12 protein-coding genes are annotated in these 14,923 nt (G+C 69.3%); 7 read left to right on the forward strand and 5 right to left on the reverse strand.

Annotated elements, in window-relative coordinates; genetic code table 11:
- The first annotated feature begins 52 nt into the window (after window positions 1–52).
- The 4 genes from ACH49X_RS10525 to ACH49X_RS10540 all read left to right on the forward strand — a co-directional run bounded on the left by ACH49X_RS10525 (window position 53) and on the right by ACH49X_RS10540 (window position 3,932).
- Window positions 53–1,342 (forward strand): AI-2E family transporter, encoded by a 1,290-nt coding sequence (locus ACH49X_RS10525; RefSeq protein WP_195080950.1) that lies wholly within the window; start codon window positions 53–55, stop codon window positions 1,340–1,342.
- Window positions 1,302–2,495 carry a MacS family sensor histidine kinase gene (macS, locus tag ACH49X_RS10530; protein ID WP_195080949.1) on the forward strand — a complete coding sequence of 398 codons (1,194 nt, stop codon included), beginning with the start codon at window positions 1,302–1,304 and terminating at the stop codon, window positions 2,493–2,495. The genes ACH49X_RS10525 and macS overlap by 41 nt, the downstream gene beginning before the upstream one ends.
- A gap of 16 nt (window positions 2,496–2,511) precedes the next feature.
- Window positions 2,512–3,177, forward strand: coding sequence for a response regulator (locus tag ACH49X_RS10535; RefSeq protein ID WP_195080948.1), 666 nt, complete (start codon window positions 2,512–2,514; stop codon window positions 3,175–3,177).
- A gap of 119 nt (window positions 3,178–3,296) precedes the next feature.
- Window positions 3,297–3,932 carry a DUF1707 domain-containing protein gene (locus ACH49X_RS10540; RefSeq protein ID WP_195081048.1) on the forward strand — a complete coding sequence of 212 codons (636 nt, stop codon included), beginning with the start codon at window positions 3,297–3,299 and terminating at the stop codon, window positions 3,930–3,932.
- Window positions 3,933–3,940: 8 nt separating this feature from the next.
- Here ACH49X_RS10540 and ACH49X_RS10545 read toward each other — a convergent pair whose 3' ends face one another.
- A complete protein-coding gene (locus ACH49X_RS10545; RefSeq protein WP_357109666.1) occupies window positions 3,941–5,053 on the reverse strand; it encodes an alkene reductase in 1,113 nt (370 codons plus the stop codon).
- Window positions 5,054–5,118: 65 nt separating this feature from the next.
- On the opposite strand from ACH49X_RS10545, the gene ACH49X_RS10550 reads away from it, so the two are divergent.
- Window positions 5,119–5,487, forward strand: coding sequence for a MerR family transcriptional regulator (locus ACH49X_RS10550; RefSeq protein WP_357109663.1), 369 nt, complete (start codon window positions 5,119–5,121; stop codon window positions 5,485–5,487).
- On the opposite strand, the gene ACH49X_RS10555 is transcribed toward ACH49X_RS10550, so the two are convergent.
- Complete coding sequence (locus ACH49X_RS10555; protein WP_357109661.1) at window positions 5,484–6,674, reverse strand: helix-turn-helix transcriptional regulator; 1,191 nt, start codon at window positions 6,672–6,674, stop codon at window positions 5,484–5,486. The genes ACH49X_RS10550 and ACH49X_RS10555 overlap by 4 nt on opposite strands.
- Before the next feature lie 345 nt (window positions 6,675–7,019).
- On the opposite strand from ACH49X_RS10555, the gene ACH49X_RS10560 reads away from it, so the two are divergent.
- The gene (locus ACH49X_RS10560; protein WP_323124616.1) at window positions 7,020–7,487 is read left to right on the forward strand and encodes a hypothetical protein; all 468 of its coding nucleotides are present in this window, start codon (window positions 7,020–7,022) and stop codon (window positions 7,485–7,487) included.
- Window positions 7,488–8,421: 934 nt separating this feature from the next.
- A complete protein-coding gene (locus ACH49X_RS10565) occupies window positions 8,422–10,101 on the forward strand; it encodes a DUF2339 domain-containing protein (RefSeq protein ID WP_357208499.1) in 1,680 nt (559 codons plus the stop codon).
- Window positions 10,102–10,349: 248 nt separating this feature from the next.
- Here the strand turns inward: ACH49X_RS10565 and ACH49X_RS10570 are convergent, their stop codons facing one another.
- Genes ACH49X_RS10570 through trmB form a run of 3 tightly spaced genes read right to left on the reverse strand, consistent with a single transcriptional unit; the run spans window position 10,350 to window position 14,916 of the window.
- Window positions 10,350–13,379, reverse strand: coding sequence for an MMPL family transporter (locus tag ACH49X_RS10570; RefSeq protein WP_195080943.1), 3,030 nt, complete (start codon window positions 13,377–13,379; stop codon window positions 10,350–10,352).
- Window positions 13,379–14,107 carry an NYN domain-containing protein gene (locus ACH49X_RS10575; RefSeq protein ID WP_195044044.1) on the reverse strand — a complete coding sequence of 243 codons (729 nt, stop codon included), beginning with the start codon at window positions 14,105–14,107 and terminating at the stop codon, window positions 13,379–13,381. Before ACH49X_RS10575 ends, ACH49X_RS10570 begins: the two co-directional genes overlap by 1 nt.
- On the reverse strand, window positions 14,104–14,916 hold the full coding sequence (gene trmB / locus ACH49X_RS10580) for a tRNA (guanosine(46)-N7)-methyltransferase TrmB (RefSeq protein WP_195080942.1): 813 nt from the start codon (window positions 14,914–14,916) through the stop codon (window positions 14,104–14,106). The genes ACH49X_RS10575 and trmB overlap by 4 nt, the downstream gene beginning before the upstream one ends.
- Window positions 14,917–14,923 lie beyond the last annotated feature (7 nt).

Consider the following 14,923-nt stretch of genomic DNA (forward strand, 5'->3'; position numbering starts at 1 on the left):
TGCGCGGGCTGAGGACGGACTACGTCCGACAGTACACATTAGGCTCACGGAGGTGAGCGAGGCGAAGCCAAGTCCAGAGCGGAAAATCACGCTGTCGCGGCCCGCCGCGGAGACGGTGCATCCGATCGTCCGGGTGTCGGCGGAGTGGGGCTGGCGACTGCTGGTGTTGTTCGCGCTGGGGCTCGCGGTCACCGCGATCGTGCAGAAATTGGCCACCGTGGTCATTCCGCTCGCCATCGCGCTTTTGGCGGCGGCGCTGCTGGCGCCGCTGGTGGATTGGATGCAGCGCTTGGGCGTTCCACGCGCGGTCGGCGTGTTCGTGGCGCTGGTCGGGTCGATCGGCGTGGTCGCGGGCATCATGACCTTCGTCGTGGAACAGTTCGTCGCCGGTGTGCCGCAGCTGTCGAACAAGTTCACCGACAGCATCCATCAGATCCAGGACTGGCTGATCAACGGCAGGCTGCATCTGAGCAACGAGCAGATCCGCAACGCGGGCGACGCCATCGTCAAGGCGATCCAGTCCAATCAGGACAGCCTGACCAGCGGCGCGCTCACCACGGCGACCGTGATCGGCGAATTGCTGACCGGGACGTTCCTGACGCTGTTCATCCTCATCTTCTTCCTCTACGGCGGCGATCAGATCTGGGAGTTCGTCACCAGGATCGTGCCGACCGACCACCGCGAGCGGGTCCGCACCGCAGGGCGGCTCGGGTTCGGCACGCTGGTCGGATTCGTCCGCGCGACCGTCGTGGTCGCCGCGGTGGACGCCATCGGCATCGGCGCCGGGCTGGCCATTCTCGGCGTGCCCTTGGCGCTGCCGCTGGCCTCGCTGGTGTTCATCGGCGCGTTCATCCCGATCATCGGCGCGTTCCTGGCCGGGTTCATCGCGGTGTTCATCGCGTTGGTGACCAAGGGCCTGGTCACCGCGTTGATCGTGCTCGGCATCATCATCGCGGTGATGCAGCTCGAAGGCCATGTGCTGCAACCGCTGCTGCTGGGCCGGGCGGTCAGCATCCATCCGCTGGCGGTGGTGCTGGCGATCACGGCGGGCGTGGTGATCGGCGGGATAGCCGGCGGTCTGCTCGCGGTGCCGTTCGTGGCGGTGATGAATACGGCGATCCGGTCGTTGCTGGAAGGTCCCGAGGAGCTGTACGGCGAACTGAACACCGGCGATGACCATCGCGGGCTGTATTCGGCCGATCCGGATCGGCCCGAGGCCGGTCGGTTCGACGTGGCCGCGACGCTGCTCGAGGCGACGAAGAAGCGGGCGACGGATTCGGCACAGCGGAAGGCGGACTCCGATGACGGCGCGCAAGCCGGCGAAGGCACGGAGCAGGACTGAGCTGCCATCGGCCGATGTGGCGACCACGCCGCTGTGGCGCGCCGCGCAGGCGTTGCGGCTGGTCACACTGTTGTACGCGGTCGGCCAGCAGATCGCCTCGGCGCCGTACTACACCAACCAGCGGCTGAGCTGGGTGCTCATCGCGTTGATGGCGGTGTGGTCGGGCGCTTCGGCGATCATGCTGTCGCAGTGGCACTTTCCCGAGGTGGCCCGGCTGCGCACCTGGGTGGTGATCGGCGACCACGTGGTGGTGATCGGGCTGATGGCCGCCACCCGCCTGGTCGCCGATTACGGCTGGTACCACGGACATCAGACGCTGCCGACCACGCTGTGGGCCACCAACGCCGTGATCGGCGCTGCGATCCTGCGCGGACCGTTCGCCGGCGTGCTGTCCGGCGCCTTGATCGCCGCGGTGTCGCTGACGGTGCGGGATCAGTGGGGCGAGGACGTGTGGACGGACGCGACGGTGCCGGTGCTCGTCTCCGTGGGGCTCGCGCTCGGCTTGGCCGCCAACACCGCGCGCCGCGCCCAGGACCAGCTGGAGCAGGCGGTGCGCCTGACCGCGGCGGCCGAGGAGCGCGAGCGGCTGTCGCGCGAGGTGCACGACGGGGTGTTGCAGGTGCTCAGCTACATCAAGCGCCGCGGCAGCGAAATCGGCGGACCGACGGAGGAATTGGCTCTGCGCGCCGGTGAGCAGGAGGTGGCCCTGCGGGTGCTGATCACCGAGCAGGCCGATCACCGCGACGCGGGTGGGGCCGAGGTCGACCTGCGGCCGCTGCTGACCGCGCAATCCACGCCTACGGTGTCGGTGTCGACGCCCGGCGATCCGGTGCCGGTCGGCCGCTGGATGGCGAACGAGATCGCCTCGGCCGTGGCCACGGCGTTGTCCAATGTGGAACTGCACGCCGGGCCGGATGCGCGAGCATATGTGCTACTGGAGGACACCGGCGACGAATTGGTGATCAGTGTGCGCGACGACGGCGTCGGCATCCCGCCCGGACGGCTGGCCGAGGCGGAAGCCGAAGGGCGCATGGGCGTTTCCCGGTCCATCGTGGGGCGGATCGCGGCCCTCGGCGGCAGCGCGGACCTGCTCACCGAGATCGACGGCGGGGTCGGGTTCGGCACCGAATGGGAATTCCGGGTGCCCAGATGACAGACGGGAGGCGCGGATGACCGGCCAGGCGGACGGGTCCATTGCGGTGATGGTGGTGGACGACCACCCGATGTGGCGGGACGGCGTCTCCCGCGACCTCACCGAAGCCGGATTCCGGGTGACGGCCACGGCCGACGGCGTCGCCGCGGCGAGCAGGCGCGCCGGGGCGGTGCGGCCGGACGTGGTGTTGATGGACATGCAACTGCCCGACGGCAACGGGGCACAGGCGACGGCCGAGGTGCTGCGGGTGTCGCCGCACAGCCGGGTGCTGGTGCTCTCGGCCTCGGCCGAGCGCGACGACGTGCTGGACGCGATCAAGGCGGGCGCATCCGGTTATCTGGTCAAGAGCGCGTCGGCGGCCGAACTGATCGATGCGGTGCGCGCCACCGCGGCCGGTCAAGCGGTGTTCACGCCGGGGCTGGCCGGACTCGTGCTCGGCGAGTACCGGCGGATGGCGACCACGCCCGCGCGCCCCGACGAGCCGCACCGGCCCGCGCTCACCGAGCGCGAGACCGAGGTGCTGCGGATGGTGGCGAAAGGACTGTCCGCCAAGCAGATCGGGACGAGGTTGGGGCTCAGTCACCGCACGGTGGAGAACCACGTCCAGGCGACGCTGCGCAAATTGCAGTTGGCGAACCGGGTCGAGTTGACCCGCTACGCCATCGAACAGGGGCTCGAGTGATCCGCCGGGCGCTTCGGAATCAGGGATCGCCCTGATGCGCCCGTGGCGGCCTGCTCGGTAACCTCGATCGCATGGGTGGGCCCGAATCGGTATCGAATGCGGTCGGCTCCGGCGGCGCGGTGGGCGACCGGGAACTGCGCGTGTCGGACGCCGAGCGGGAACACGTCGGTCAACTGCTGCAACGCGCGGTCGGCCTCGGCATGCTCTCGCTCGGTGAGTTCACCGAGCGGATGGACACCGCGCTGGCCGCCAAGACCCGCGGCGAACTGAACGCCGTTCTCATCGACCTGCCCGGCGTCCGCCTGGTCGGGCAGCCTGCCGCGCCGCCGTCCACCTTCGTGAACTCCTCGCCCGCTTTCACCAGGCAGGCGCCCGCCGCGAACGGCGCGGGCAACGTGATCCGCTCGCGGTTGTCCGGGGTGAGCCGTCGCGGCCCGTGGCAGGTGCCGCCCACGCTGTTTCTGAACAACTGGCTGTCCGGCGTGACCTTGGACTTCACCGAGGCGATCATGTCCACCCAGGTGGTCGAGGTGCGCGTCGACGATTTCGCCGGTTCGATCACCCTGATCGTGCCCGCGGAGGCCACCGTCGACCTGAACGGGCTGGAGCTGATCGGTTCCAGCGTGACCAACAAGGTCCGCACCGGGCCGCCGATCGGCCCGCTGCACCTGGTGGTGCACGGCAAGATCCGATTCGGCTCGGTCACCGCGAAGCATCCGCTCATGGCGCAGTGGCGCCGGCTGATGGGTCGCTGAACGGCGCGTCAGCCCGCCGCGGGGATCAGGTCGAGCGCCGGGTAGTCGGTGTAGCCCTCCGCGCCGCCCACATACATCAGATGCGCGTCGCGCACCGGGTTCAGCGGCGCGCCGATGCGCATCCGTTCGACCAGATCGGGGTTGGCCAGGAAGGAACGGCCCAGCGAGACCGCGTCCGCTCCGCCGGCGAGCAGGCGCAGCGCGGCTTCCCTACCGCCGTCCTCGGGCAGGGGGACGCCCCAGCCCAGATTCGGGTTGGCGACGAGCGCGCCCGGCCACAGCGCCCGGATGCGCCGGAACAGCGGCTGATCGGGGTCGGCGAAGACGTAGTGCAGGTAGGCGAGATCCTTGCCGGCCAGCGCCGAGACGAGTGCCGGATAGATGTCCTCGGTGTCGCCCTCATCGATGCCGTTCACGGAAACTCCGGGGGAGATCCGCACACCGACGCGCTGCGCGCCGATCGCGTCGGCCACCGCCTCGACCACCCGCACGGTGAAACGGATGCGGTTGATCACCGTACCGCCGTAGGAGTCGGTGCGCTGGTTGGTGTTCTGCGCCAGGAATTGATGCAGCAGATATCCGTTCGCGCTGTGCACCTCGACCCCGGCGAATCCGGCCGCGATGGCGTTTTCGGCAGCGGCCGCGAAATCGGCGATGGTCGCCTCGATATCGGCGGTGGACATCTCCAGCGGAACGACGGCATTCTGCGCCCCACTAGGCGTGTGGATGGGCTCGGGCAGTGGAACAGGCGACGGCGCGACCGGGATCGACCCGCTGTTGTCCGGATGACCGACCCGGCCACCGTGCTGGAGTTGCAGGAACATTCGCCCGCCCGCCGCCGCGACAGCGCCGGTGACCTCCCGCCAGCCCGTCACGTGCGCGTCGGTGTAGATGCCGGGGATGTTCGCGTAGGTCTGCCCCACCCGGTTCGGCGTGGTCGCCTCGGCGATGATCAGGCCCGCGCTCGCGCGCTGTGCGTAGTAGGTCGCCATGAGCGGAGACGGCGTGCCGTCGGCCGCGGCGCGGTTACGTGTCATCGGCGCCATCACGAGTCGGTGCGGCAGCGCGAGGGGGCCGAGAGTCACGGGCTGGAAAAGGGCGGAAGCCGCTGCGTTCGTCATGACATTACGGTAAAACTTGACATCAATGTGAGATTCAAGCCCGAGGGTGAAAGGCCAGGTGACGGATGCGGATCGGGGAACTCGCCGAGCGCACCGGCGTGAGTGAACGGTCGCTGCGCTACTACGAGGAGCAGGGCATGCTGGCCTCCGATCGCACTCCCGGCGGTCATCGCGACTATCCGGAGCGGGCGGTGGACCGCGTCATCCATATTCAAGAGTTGCTCGCGGCGGGACTCGCCAGCAAGAAGATCGCGCGCATCCTGCCGTGCATGCGCGACGCGGACGGCGGTCCCAACGAGTACGCCACGCCCGCGCTGGTCGCCGAGCTGCACACCGAGCGCGAACGGATCACCCGCACCATCAACGATCTCCTGCGCTCGCGCGAGGTGCTGGACGAGGTGATCGAACGGGCCGGGGAACGCCCGGCGTCCTAGGTGTTCACCCCGATCCTGCGGGCGAACGCGCGCAGCGGCACCTTGCGGTCGTGGTCGAGCAGTTCGGACACGATATGGCGGGGCAGGGTCTGGTATTTCAGCCAGTCCGCGCCGCCCACCCGCTCCGCCGTGAGCAAGGCGTCCAGCGCGTGCTGGTGCCTGCCGGTGCGGGTCAGCGCGACCGCCGTGTCGGCGAGGTGCCTGGCCCGGGACGTCTGCGGCAGGCTGCCGTTGACCGGCATCTCCTTGGCGGCGGCCAGCGCCTCCGGGTAGCGCTCGGAAGAGACGTTGACATCCACCGTCTGCATGACGACCTGCGAAGGGCCGAAATACGTTTCGTAGTCCTGCCGGTCCGTGCCGATTCGCAGGGCGACCTCGCTGGCCGCCTGTACCAGGGACAACGCGTCGTGCACGTCCTGGGCTCGGCCCGCGGCGGTCGCGCCCTGCAACACCAGCGAGCCGTAGGCGGACAGATGAGTCGGCGTGACGTCGCCGGAGGGCTCGAGGGTCGCGGCCGCGTTCAGCGCCACGCCGCGGGACTCGTCGTAGCGGCCCTGCACCAGCAACTGCCAGGCCACCGAACCGCGGATGGTGGCCAGCAGCAGGGGATCGTCGCCCAGCTCGGCGGCGTTGAGCGCCTGCCGGATGGCGAGGAAGGCGGGATCGGTTTGGCCGAGATGCACCAGCGTGCATCCGGTTACCCAGTACATCCTGGCCAGCAACTCGTTGGCGGGGGCGACCGAACCGTTGCGCGCGGCATGCACGGTGGCGCGCAGCTGGGTCAATCCGGGCGGAAGGATCGAGGTCAGCAATTCGTAGCGGCCCGACCAGTAAGCGCCCCAGGCGTATTCGACCGCGCGCCGGCCGTCGTCGAGACTGACCGCCTCTTCTTCCCTGGTCTCGCCGAGCAGGTCGTCGACCGGCGTCAGCGCGCGGCGGATGGCCACGATGCCCGCGTCCGGATTGGTGGACGGCACGCCCTGGCGTTTGCCGATCAGATCGGCGATGTCCACGTCCAAGGCGCGCGCGATCTTCTGCAAGCTGGCGATGGACGCGGTTTGGCGGCCCCCCTGCTCGAGTTTGCGCACCAGATCAACGCTGACCCCCGCCTGGTCGGCGAGCTGGCGCTGCGTGAGCGCCTTGCCGCGGAACTGGCGGATCCGAACTCCGATCGACGATTCGTCCATACCCAAGTCCTTTTGTTAAATCTGGGTTTCAGAGTACGACGCTATGTTATCTGCGACTACCGAAGTGGGACATTGCGTACGACTCGTTCGCTGCGGGTTGGAATACCGTTGCCTTTCTGCAACTTTGACTGCAAAGGGCGGCGGCGATGAAAACCATGCCGATGAACACCGTCCAGGCCGCGCGCGCCGATCGCGTGTGGCGGCCTGACGCTCGGACCCAACGACCGGCGCGCCACCGCGCGATGCGATCGGCACGTCTCGTCAGCGCTCCGCTGGCAAATATGCGCGACGAGCGCGGGTTGCTACACCGAAAGTCCGTCATTTCGACCGGATTCGGCTACTGCGATGCGGAGTGAAGCGATGTTCGAGGGCTGTCACGACCCCCATGAAGTCGCGCAGCTGCTGCGGCATACCTACGGGCTTCCGGTTCAGCTGCTCGCCGGACGCCCGACCATCACCACCGGCTCCATCCTGGGCGCGATCGTCATGCCGCCGGAGCTGGGGCGCAAGGTGCTCGTCCAGCTGGACCGCAACCACACCGCGCCCGTCATCGCCGATCCGGGTGAGCGCACGTGGACCTTTCTCGTCACGCCGCCCAGCCCCGCTCGGCCGGTCGAGGTCGCGGTCCGGCGCTGCCTCGCCGGACACGGGGTCACCGTGGTTCCCGGCGGTCGCATCGTCCTGCTGCCCAGCTCCGATTCGTCGCTCGGCTGGCATTGGGCGGGCGAACCCGCGCCGGGCGTGCTGCGCATGCCGCCGCGCGCCGCGGTGATCGATGCCGTGCACGAGGTCATCGGATTGCGCGCCTACTGACCACCTGGCGCGACCGGTCCGCATCCGACTGCCCGGGTGCGGGCCGGTCGGGCGGGTAGAACCCGCCCGTCTACCAGGGGTAACTACTCATGCCCGCGCGCGTCGCGATGACCAGCATGAAGTCATGACCACCTCCATCGACCCGGTGCTGCTCGCGCGGCTCTCCGGCGAGTTCACCACGCTGGGGACGCAGCTGGGCGCGCTCGGGCGCGATCTGCGGCTGTTACGCGAGCAAGTCGTCGCGGACAGCTCGGTGCGCCCGTCCGCATCTGGCGCGCCGGGTGCGGACGGGCCCGGAGAAGCGCATCCGACGTCGGACAGGCCGGGTGTGCCGGGCGCCGAAGCGGTACGTGCGGCGGGGTCCGCGGCGACGGCTGCGGGCGAGCCTGGATCGCTGCGGGGGTTGGCGTCCGACACGCTGGGTGCCGACGTTCCCGGGGATGTACGTGGATCGGTATCCGACCCGTCGGGTGCTGGTGTGTCCCCGGCGGCACGCGGGTCGGTGGCCGACGCGACGGGTGCGTCCGCGAGTGAGGCGCCGCACGGGTCGACGGGCGGTTCTATCTCGCAATCGTCGGTACTCCCTGGGACTGGCAGTCATGCGCTCGGGTCTACTCCCGAATCCGTACGCTCTGGCGCAGGGCCGGTGTCGAGTGGGAGCGGTGCACCCGCTGGTGGCGGGTCCGCGGGGACAGTGCCGAGTGGGACCAATGTGCCCGCGAGTGGGTTCGGGGAGTCGGGACGCGTGCCGTCCGGGGCGATACCGCCGGTGCCGCCGTCGTGGCCGGGTCGAGTACCGCCGGCCGGGGTGCCGGTTCCTCCGCAGCTCGCGTACGTTCCGCGTTACGCCGCGCCAGGCGGTGGCTGGGGCGGCGCTGTGTGGCCGCCGAACGCGTGGGGGCCGGTGCCGGGCGCGGTACCGCCTCGTCCGCCGATGCCGCCGCGCCCGGGGTCGCCGGTGCCGCACACGCCGTGGTGGCAGCGGGACGGGGTGATCAGCCGGATCTTGGCGCTGGCCGGTGTCGCGGTGACGCTGATCGGCGTCGCGATGCTGCTGGTTCTGGCCGCGCAGGCGGGCTTCTTCGGGCCGGTGCCGCGGGTGGTCGCGGGTGCGGCCTTCTCCGCTGGGCTGGTCGTCACGGGCGTGCGGGTCTTCCGGCGGGTCGGCGGGCGGGTCGGCGGTATAGCACTGGCGGCCACCGGCATCGCGGGCGCCTATCTCGATGTCGTCGCGGTGACCGCCATCTACCACTGGCTGCATCCGGTGTTCGGGCTCGCCGTCGCCCTGGGTGTCGCCGCCGGAGGCGTCGGTTTGGCGATGCGGTGGCGCTCGCAGCCTTTCGGGGCGCTGGTGGTGCTCGCCGCGGCGGCGCTGTCTCCAGTGGTGACCACGCGACCGTTGCTGCTCGCGTTCCTGATCGTGTTGCAGTCGGCCTGCGTGCCGGTGCAGTCGGCGCGGGACTGGCCCTACCTGCACGTGGCGCGCACATTGCCCGCTGTGCTGGCGACATCGGTGTTCGTCGCGGGTGTGGTGCTCGGTACTCCCTCCGCCGGAGAGCGCACCTGGGTGCTCGTGGCCGCTGTAGCGGTGGCGCTGGTCGGAGTCGTCGGGACGATCGTCGTCGTCCGGCACCGGCCTGCCGATCTCACCGCCTCTTTGACGATGGCGGCGGCGGTGGTGCCGATTCTGCTCGCGCCGGGAATGTATTCCGAACGGTTCATCGCGGTATGGGTGGCGTCGATCGCCGCCACTGTGCTCTTGCTCGTCGCCGCGGTGAGCTTGGTGCCGAAAGCGCATGCCATTGTCGGCATTCCCGGACACACGGCCCTCGCGGCCGCCGTCGCGGGCTCGATCGCGCTGCTCGAGGCGTGTGTCGGCGCGACCGACACACAGACGCTGCCCACGGCTCTGCTGCTGGTGGCGTTGGTCTTCCTCGGCGTGGCGGGCCAGCGGATGTCCCGCCCGGCGGCGGGCCTCGGCGGTGCGTTCGCGGTGCTCGGCGGCTTGGCGCTGCTGAATGTCGCAAGCCCCGAAATCCTTGCCTCGCAGCATCGTTCGGAGCGCTATCTGGGTATGTCGACCGCGCTCAGCGCGGTGCTGGCCCTCGCGGTGGTCGCGGTGGCGCTGTGGTGCGCGCGGCGGCTGCCGGGCCCGGCCGCGGGCAGCGCGTGGCCGTGGATCGTCGCGAGCGTCGCCGGACTGTACGCGGTGACCACCACGACGGTCTCGCTCGGCGTCGCGACCGGAACGCCGAACGGGTTCCTCATCGGCCACAGCGCCGCGACCATCCTGTGGATGGCCGCCGCGACCGGCGCCCTCCTGTTCGGACTGCGCGAACTCGCCGACGCACCCGCGGTCGCCAAACTAGCCTTGGGTTCCGGATTGCTGGTCACCGCGGCGGCATTGGCCAAACTGTTCCTCTTCGACCTCGCGACGCTGGACGGCCTGCTCCGCGTCGCCGCCTTCCTCGTCGTCGGCATCCTCCTGCTCCTGGCCGGAACCCGCTACGCCCGAGCCTTCGCCGACGCGGGGACGGGCAGCGAATCCAACGGCCAGGCAACGGCTACCGGAAAGCAGCCGGAAGGGCCCGATGACATCGGCCGGGCAGGCTGACCGGTCGCTGCTATTCGTCGGCGAGGTCGGCACTACGCCCGACGACGATCATCGCCTGCGAACCGAGCCGAATAGGCGCAAGTACGAGTAGCCGGGTGTATTCGACCGCCTGGTGCCCTACCGGCAGTACATCCCGGCGGTGAGCCGGGCCTGCCGGTACCGCGCGGCTAGGTGCGAAAGCTGCGGGTGCTTGGTCCGTTCAGCGCGAACGGCACGGCGTGGCAGCTTTCGCTGTCAGGAGCGACCGCTCACTCCCGCTCGCGGCGGCGCAGTAGTTCGTTCACGCTCACCGTGCGGCCGTCGCCGCCGTGGTGCCTGCCTTCCTCGGGGACCCGGCCGATGTGGCGGCGGGAAGAGCGGAGTTCGGCCATCCAGCTCTCGATGCTGCTGCGGTTGGTGGTGTCCGGTCCGTTGTACGGCTCCGCGGGGGCCTCGGGCTCGGGCGCACGATGCGCGGGACCGTCGGAGACGGCCGAATCCTCGGACGGCAGGCGCGCCGGACGCGGGCCGCTCGGCTCGTGCTGTGCGAGGTCGAGGGTCGGATCCTGCGTGATGCCGGACAGCGGACGGGGTTCCGGGGCGGGGGTCGGGCGCGGGGCGGGCGGCGTGATCGGCGAGACCGCGGGACGCGGGCTGCGTTCGGGAAGAATCACCGAGGGCACACCGGCGTGCGATGCGCTCGGGTCGTGCGGCAGGCCGGTGGGCGGCAACGGTCGCGACCCTGCGGGACCCTGCGGGTTGGCGGGCGGTGACGGCGGCCGCTGCTCCGCCTGGCCCGGCGTCGAGCGCGGATCGTTCGGGACCTGCGAGATTCGCCGGGGCCGAATCGGTTCACCCTGCGGGGGCGTGGGATTGCGCGGCGGCTCCGGACGCTGCCTGCCCGGATCGAGCGGCGGCGGAGCGGGAGTCGGCTGCGGTGCGGGCGAGGGCGGAACCCGGTCCAGCCGCCTGGTCGGCGCCTCGGCCTCGATCTCGGCGACCGTGCGCGGCTTGCGCCTGCGCGGCACTTTGTTTGCGGCGGCGACCGCGGGGATCTGCATGGTCACCGGATCGGTGATCGGCGTGGTCTTCACCAAGTCGACGACATCACCGCCGCCGACGCGCTCGTCATCGAGAATGGGCTCGCCGAGCCCGACCTTCTCCTGCACCTTCTTCATCCAGGTCGGCGCCCACCAGCAGTCGTCGCCGAGGAGTTTCATGGTGGCCGGGACGAGCAGCATGCGCAGCACGGTCGCGTCGATGAACAGCGCGGCGATCATGCCGTAGGCGATGTACTGCATCATCACCAGGTCGGAGAAGGCGAACGCGCCGGTGACGACGAGCAGGATCAGCGCGGCCGCGGTGATGATCCGGCCGGTCTGCGCGGTGCCGATCCGCACCGCCTCGGTGGTGCTCGCGCCCTGAGCGCGCGCCTCGACCATGCGCGACATCAAGAAGACCTCGTAGTCGGTCGAGAGGCCGTAGATGATCGCGATGATCAGCACCAGCACCGGCGACATGATCGGCTGCGGAGTGAAATTCAACAGCCCGGCGCCGTGGCCGTCGATGAAGATCCAGGTGAGAATGCCGAGCGTGGACCCGAGACCGAGGGCGCTCATCAGCGCGGCCTTGATCGGCAGCACCAGCGAGCCGAAGGTCAGGAACATCAGCAGCGTCGTCACGAACAGGACGAGCGCGATCATCAGCGGCATCCGGCCCAGCAGCGCGCTGATGCTGTCCTTCTGGATCGCGGGCTGACCGCCCACCAGCATGGTGACGCCGTCGGGCAACTCCAGCGAGCGGAGGTAATCGATGGTCGGATCGGCGTCCTCGGAATTGGTGAGCGTGACGGAAGTCTTGTAGATGGTCTTGTCGTTGGGAGCCGTGCTCGGGGGATAAGCGAATTCGCCGGCCAGTCCGGGCGCTTTGCTCGCCTCTTTCACCACCTTGCCGACCTGGGTGGCAAGGCTGGGATCGTCGACGACGAAGACCAGTTCGATCGGGTCGGATTTGCGCAGCGGAAAGATCGTGTCGAACTCTTTCTGCGCCAGCCGGGTCGGATTGTCCGGCGGCAGATACCGCTCGTTGATACCGCCGAAACTGAGGTTCTTCACCGGGATGATCAGCAGCAACAAGATGATGCACAGCGGGATCGCGATCTTGAGCGGATGCTTCATCACCCAGCGGGTGGACTGCCCCCAGAAACCGCCCTCCACCTCGTCGGCGGTCTTCGTCTTGCGGAACCGCTTGAGGCCGAGCATATCGACGCGCTTACCGAGCACCGCCAGCATGGCGGGCAAGACGGTGATCGAGGTCAGCGCCGCCAGCGAGACCGTCGCGATGGCGCCGTAGGCGACCGATTTCAAGAAGCCCTGCGGGAACAACAGCATGCCGCCGAGGCTGGCGACGATCATCGTCGCGGAGAACACGACGGTGCGGCCCGCCGTCATCACCGATCTGCGGACAGCGACCCTGGTGTCGTACCCCTCGGCGAGTTCCTCGCGGAACCGGCTCACGATGAACAGGCCGTAGTCGATGGCCAAGCCGAGGCCGATCATCGAGACGACCGGGGAGACGAACGAATTCACTTCGGTGAACTCGGTGATGAAGCGGACGATCCCCCAGGCGCCGATCACGGTGAGACCACCGACGATCAGCGGCAACCCGGCGGCCACGATACCGCCGAAGATGAAGAAGAGCAGGACGGCCACCGCCGGAATGGCGAGGATCTCCATGCGCTTCTGGTCGTCGGCCATGGTGTCGTTCAGCGTGCCGGCCACGGCTTGCAGACCGGTCACCTGCACATCCACGCCGGGGATGAAGAAGACGTTCTTCACCTTCCGGTAGTTGCGCACCATCTCGGTGTCGTTGTCGCCCTTGATGGCGATGGAGGCGAAGGCGTACTTCTTGTCCTTGGAGCCGAAAACCGAGGCTTGAACCGGGATATTCGCGGTGTTCCGCCAGTAGACGCCGTTGATCTGGGTGATCTCGTCGGGATGTTCGCGGGGCAGACTCGTCAGGTTCTCGAGGATCTTGTCGCTGAATTCCGGATCATCGATGGTCTTGCCCTCCGGCGCCGTGTACAACACGATGACGTCGGAGGTGTGATCCCGTGCGAAGGCGCCGTCCTTTATCCGCGCCGCGCGCGCCGACTCCGAGGTCGGATCGTCCCACCCGCTGGAGCTGAGGTGGTCCTCCAACCCGAGGCCGTAGCCACCGAGAGCCAGAAGACCGGCCACGACCACGCCGATGACGGCGAAGCGCAGCCGGTATACCAGATCGCCCCAGCGTGTGAACACTAAGCGACTCCTTGGGCGGGGCGAGAGGTGAGCAGTGCCGACAGCGGCCGGAACGGCTGCAGCCAGGCACCCTCGTCGGGCAGCGAGTCGAGGCTCACCCGGGGCAGCGGTTCACGGAACACGCCCGGAATGTCCTCGAGGTCGATGAATTCGAGAGTATCGGATGTGACGGCCCAACTCGCGTGCTCGCGGAAGCCGAGCACCTGAACCGGCACGCCTTTGGCGGCGAGCGCCTCCAATGGTTCGCGGAACGCCTGGCCGTCGGCGGAGGCCACCATGATGCCGGCCAGACCGGCGCCGCGGCTGCGCAGGGCGATGTGCGCCAGCATGTCGGCGTCGACATCGGAGTCCTCGTCGATCTTCGGCTTGGCGAAGACCGCGTAGCCGACGTTGCGCAGCGCCTCCACCCAAGGCCGCACGACGTCGGCGGTGCCGGGGGCGATGTTGGTGAAGACGGTGGCCTCTGGTTCCACTCGATGCACCGCGCCCACCGACAGTTCGGCGGTGCGGGCCAGCAGCCAGCGGCCGAGCGCGTCGAAACGCGGGCGGTAGGCGGCGGTCGGACGACCGCCGAGAATAGCGCCGAGGCCCATGTCGAGGTTCGGGGCGTCCCACACCAACAGGACGCGGCGCACGTCCGGTCCCGAGCTGCCGAGACCTTCCGCTCCGCCGCCGTGCACCTCCCCGGCAACATCGACCACTTCGTGGGCCATTTCACTGACGCTCATCGGTCGATCTTCCCCCATATGAGCTCTGTGATGGCGCTACCGGCGCGATGTGCCTTGCCTTCGAATTTCGTGACGGGTCGCTCGAAACCGATCGGCGCGGTGTCGCGATGCTCGGCGCTCACCCCGCCCGTCGTCTCGTTCAGGCCGATGAGCAGGGGCTCCGCCATGCCCACCGCGTGGATGTGCTCGGCGTAGCCCGCGTGGTCGGTGGCGACGTGCAGCACACCGCCCGGCTTCAGGCGGCTGGCGATCAGCGCGACCGTCGCCGGTTGCAGCAGCCGGCGCTTGTGATGGCGCGCCTTCGGCCACGGGTCGGGGAAGAACACGCGGACGCCAGTCAGCGACTCTTCAGCAATCATGTTCTCCAGCACGTCGACCGCGTCACCGCGCAGCAGGCGGATGTTGCCGATCCCTTCGCGCTCGACGCGCTGTACCAATTGCGCGAGGCCGGGCTGGTAGACCTCGATGCCGATCAGGTTCAGGTGCGGTTCGGCCTGCGCCATGGCGGCCGTCGCGGTGCCCGTGCCGCAGCCGATCTCGATGACCAGCGGCGCGTCGCGGCCGAACCAGGCGGCCGCGTCCAGCGGCTCGTCGGCGACCTCGCGGCCGATCGATGGCCACATCCGGTCCCAGGATTGCTGCTGGGTCGCGGTCAGCGCGCCCCTGCGCGACCGGAAGCTGGTGACTCGTGGGTACAGGCGGGAGCCGGTCTTGTGCCTCGGTCCGCCCTCGGCCGGAGCCGACGTTGTGGACGGCGGGCCCGGAACTGACTCGGCAGTATGGTTCGCGGCGTCGTTCACGGCGTCCATTGTCCAG

Origin of the sequence: Nocardia sp. NPDC019323, assembly GCF_044389845.1 — a bacterium.
GTDB classification, from domain to species: Bacteria; Actinomycetota; Actinomycetes; order Mycobacteriales; family Mycobacteriaceae; genus Nocardia; species Nocardia implantans.

Coding starts and splice junctions, on each gene's coding strand:
- macS (WP_195080949.1), top strand. CDS start 1,302: ATGACGGCGCGCAAGCCGGCGAAGGCACGGAGCAGGACTGAGCTGCCA.
- ACH49X_RS10535 (WP_195080948.1), top strand. CDS start 2,512: ATGACCGGCCAGGCGGACGGGTCCATTGCGGTGATGGTGGTGGACGAC.
- ACH49X_RS10545 (WP_357109666.1), bottom strand. CDS start 5,053: ATGACGAACGCAGCGGCTTCCGCCCTTTTCCAGCCCGTGACTCTCGGC.
- ACH49X_RS10550 (WP_357109663.1), top strand. CDS start 5,119: ATGCGGATCGGGGAACTCGCCGAGCGCACCGGCGTGAGTGAACGGTCG.
- ACH49X_RS10555 (WP_357109661.1), bottom strand. CDS start 6,674: ATGGACGAATCGTCGATCGGAGTTCGGATCCGCCAGTTCCGCGGCAAG.
- ACH49X_RS10560 (WP_323124616.1), top strand. CDS start 7,020: ATGCGGAGTGAAGCGATGTTCGAGGGCTGTCACGACCCCCATGAAGTC.
- ACH49X_RS10565 (WP_357208499.1), top strand. CDS start 8,422: ATGCCGCCGCGCCCGGGGTCGCCGGTGCCGCACACGCCGTGGTGGCAG.
- ACH49X_RS10575 (WP_195044044.1), bottom strand. CDS start 14,107: ATGAGCGTCAGTGAAATGGCCCACGAAGTGGTCGATGTTGCCGGGGAG.
- trmB (WP_195080942.1), bottom strand. CDS start 14,916: ATGGACGCCGTGAACGACGCCGCGAACCATACTGCCGAGTCAGTTCCG.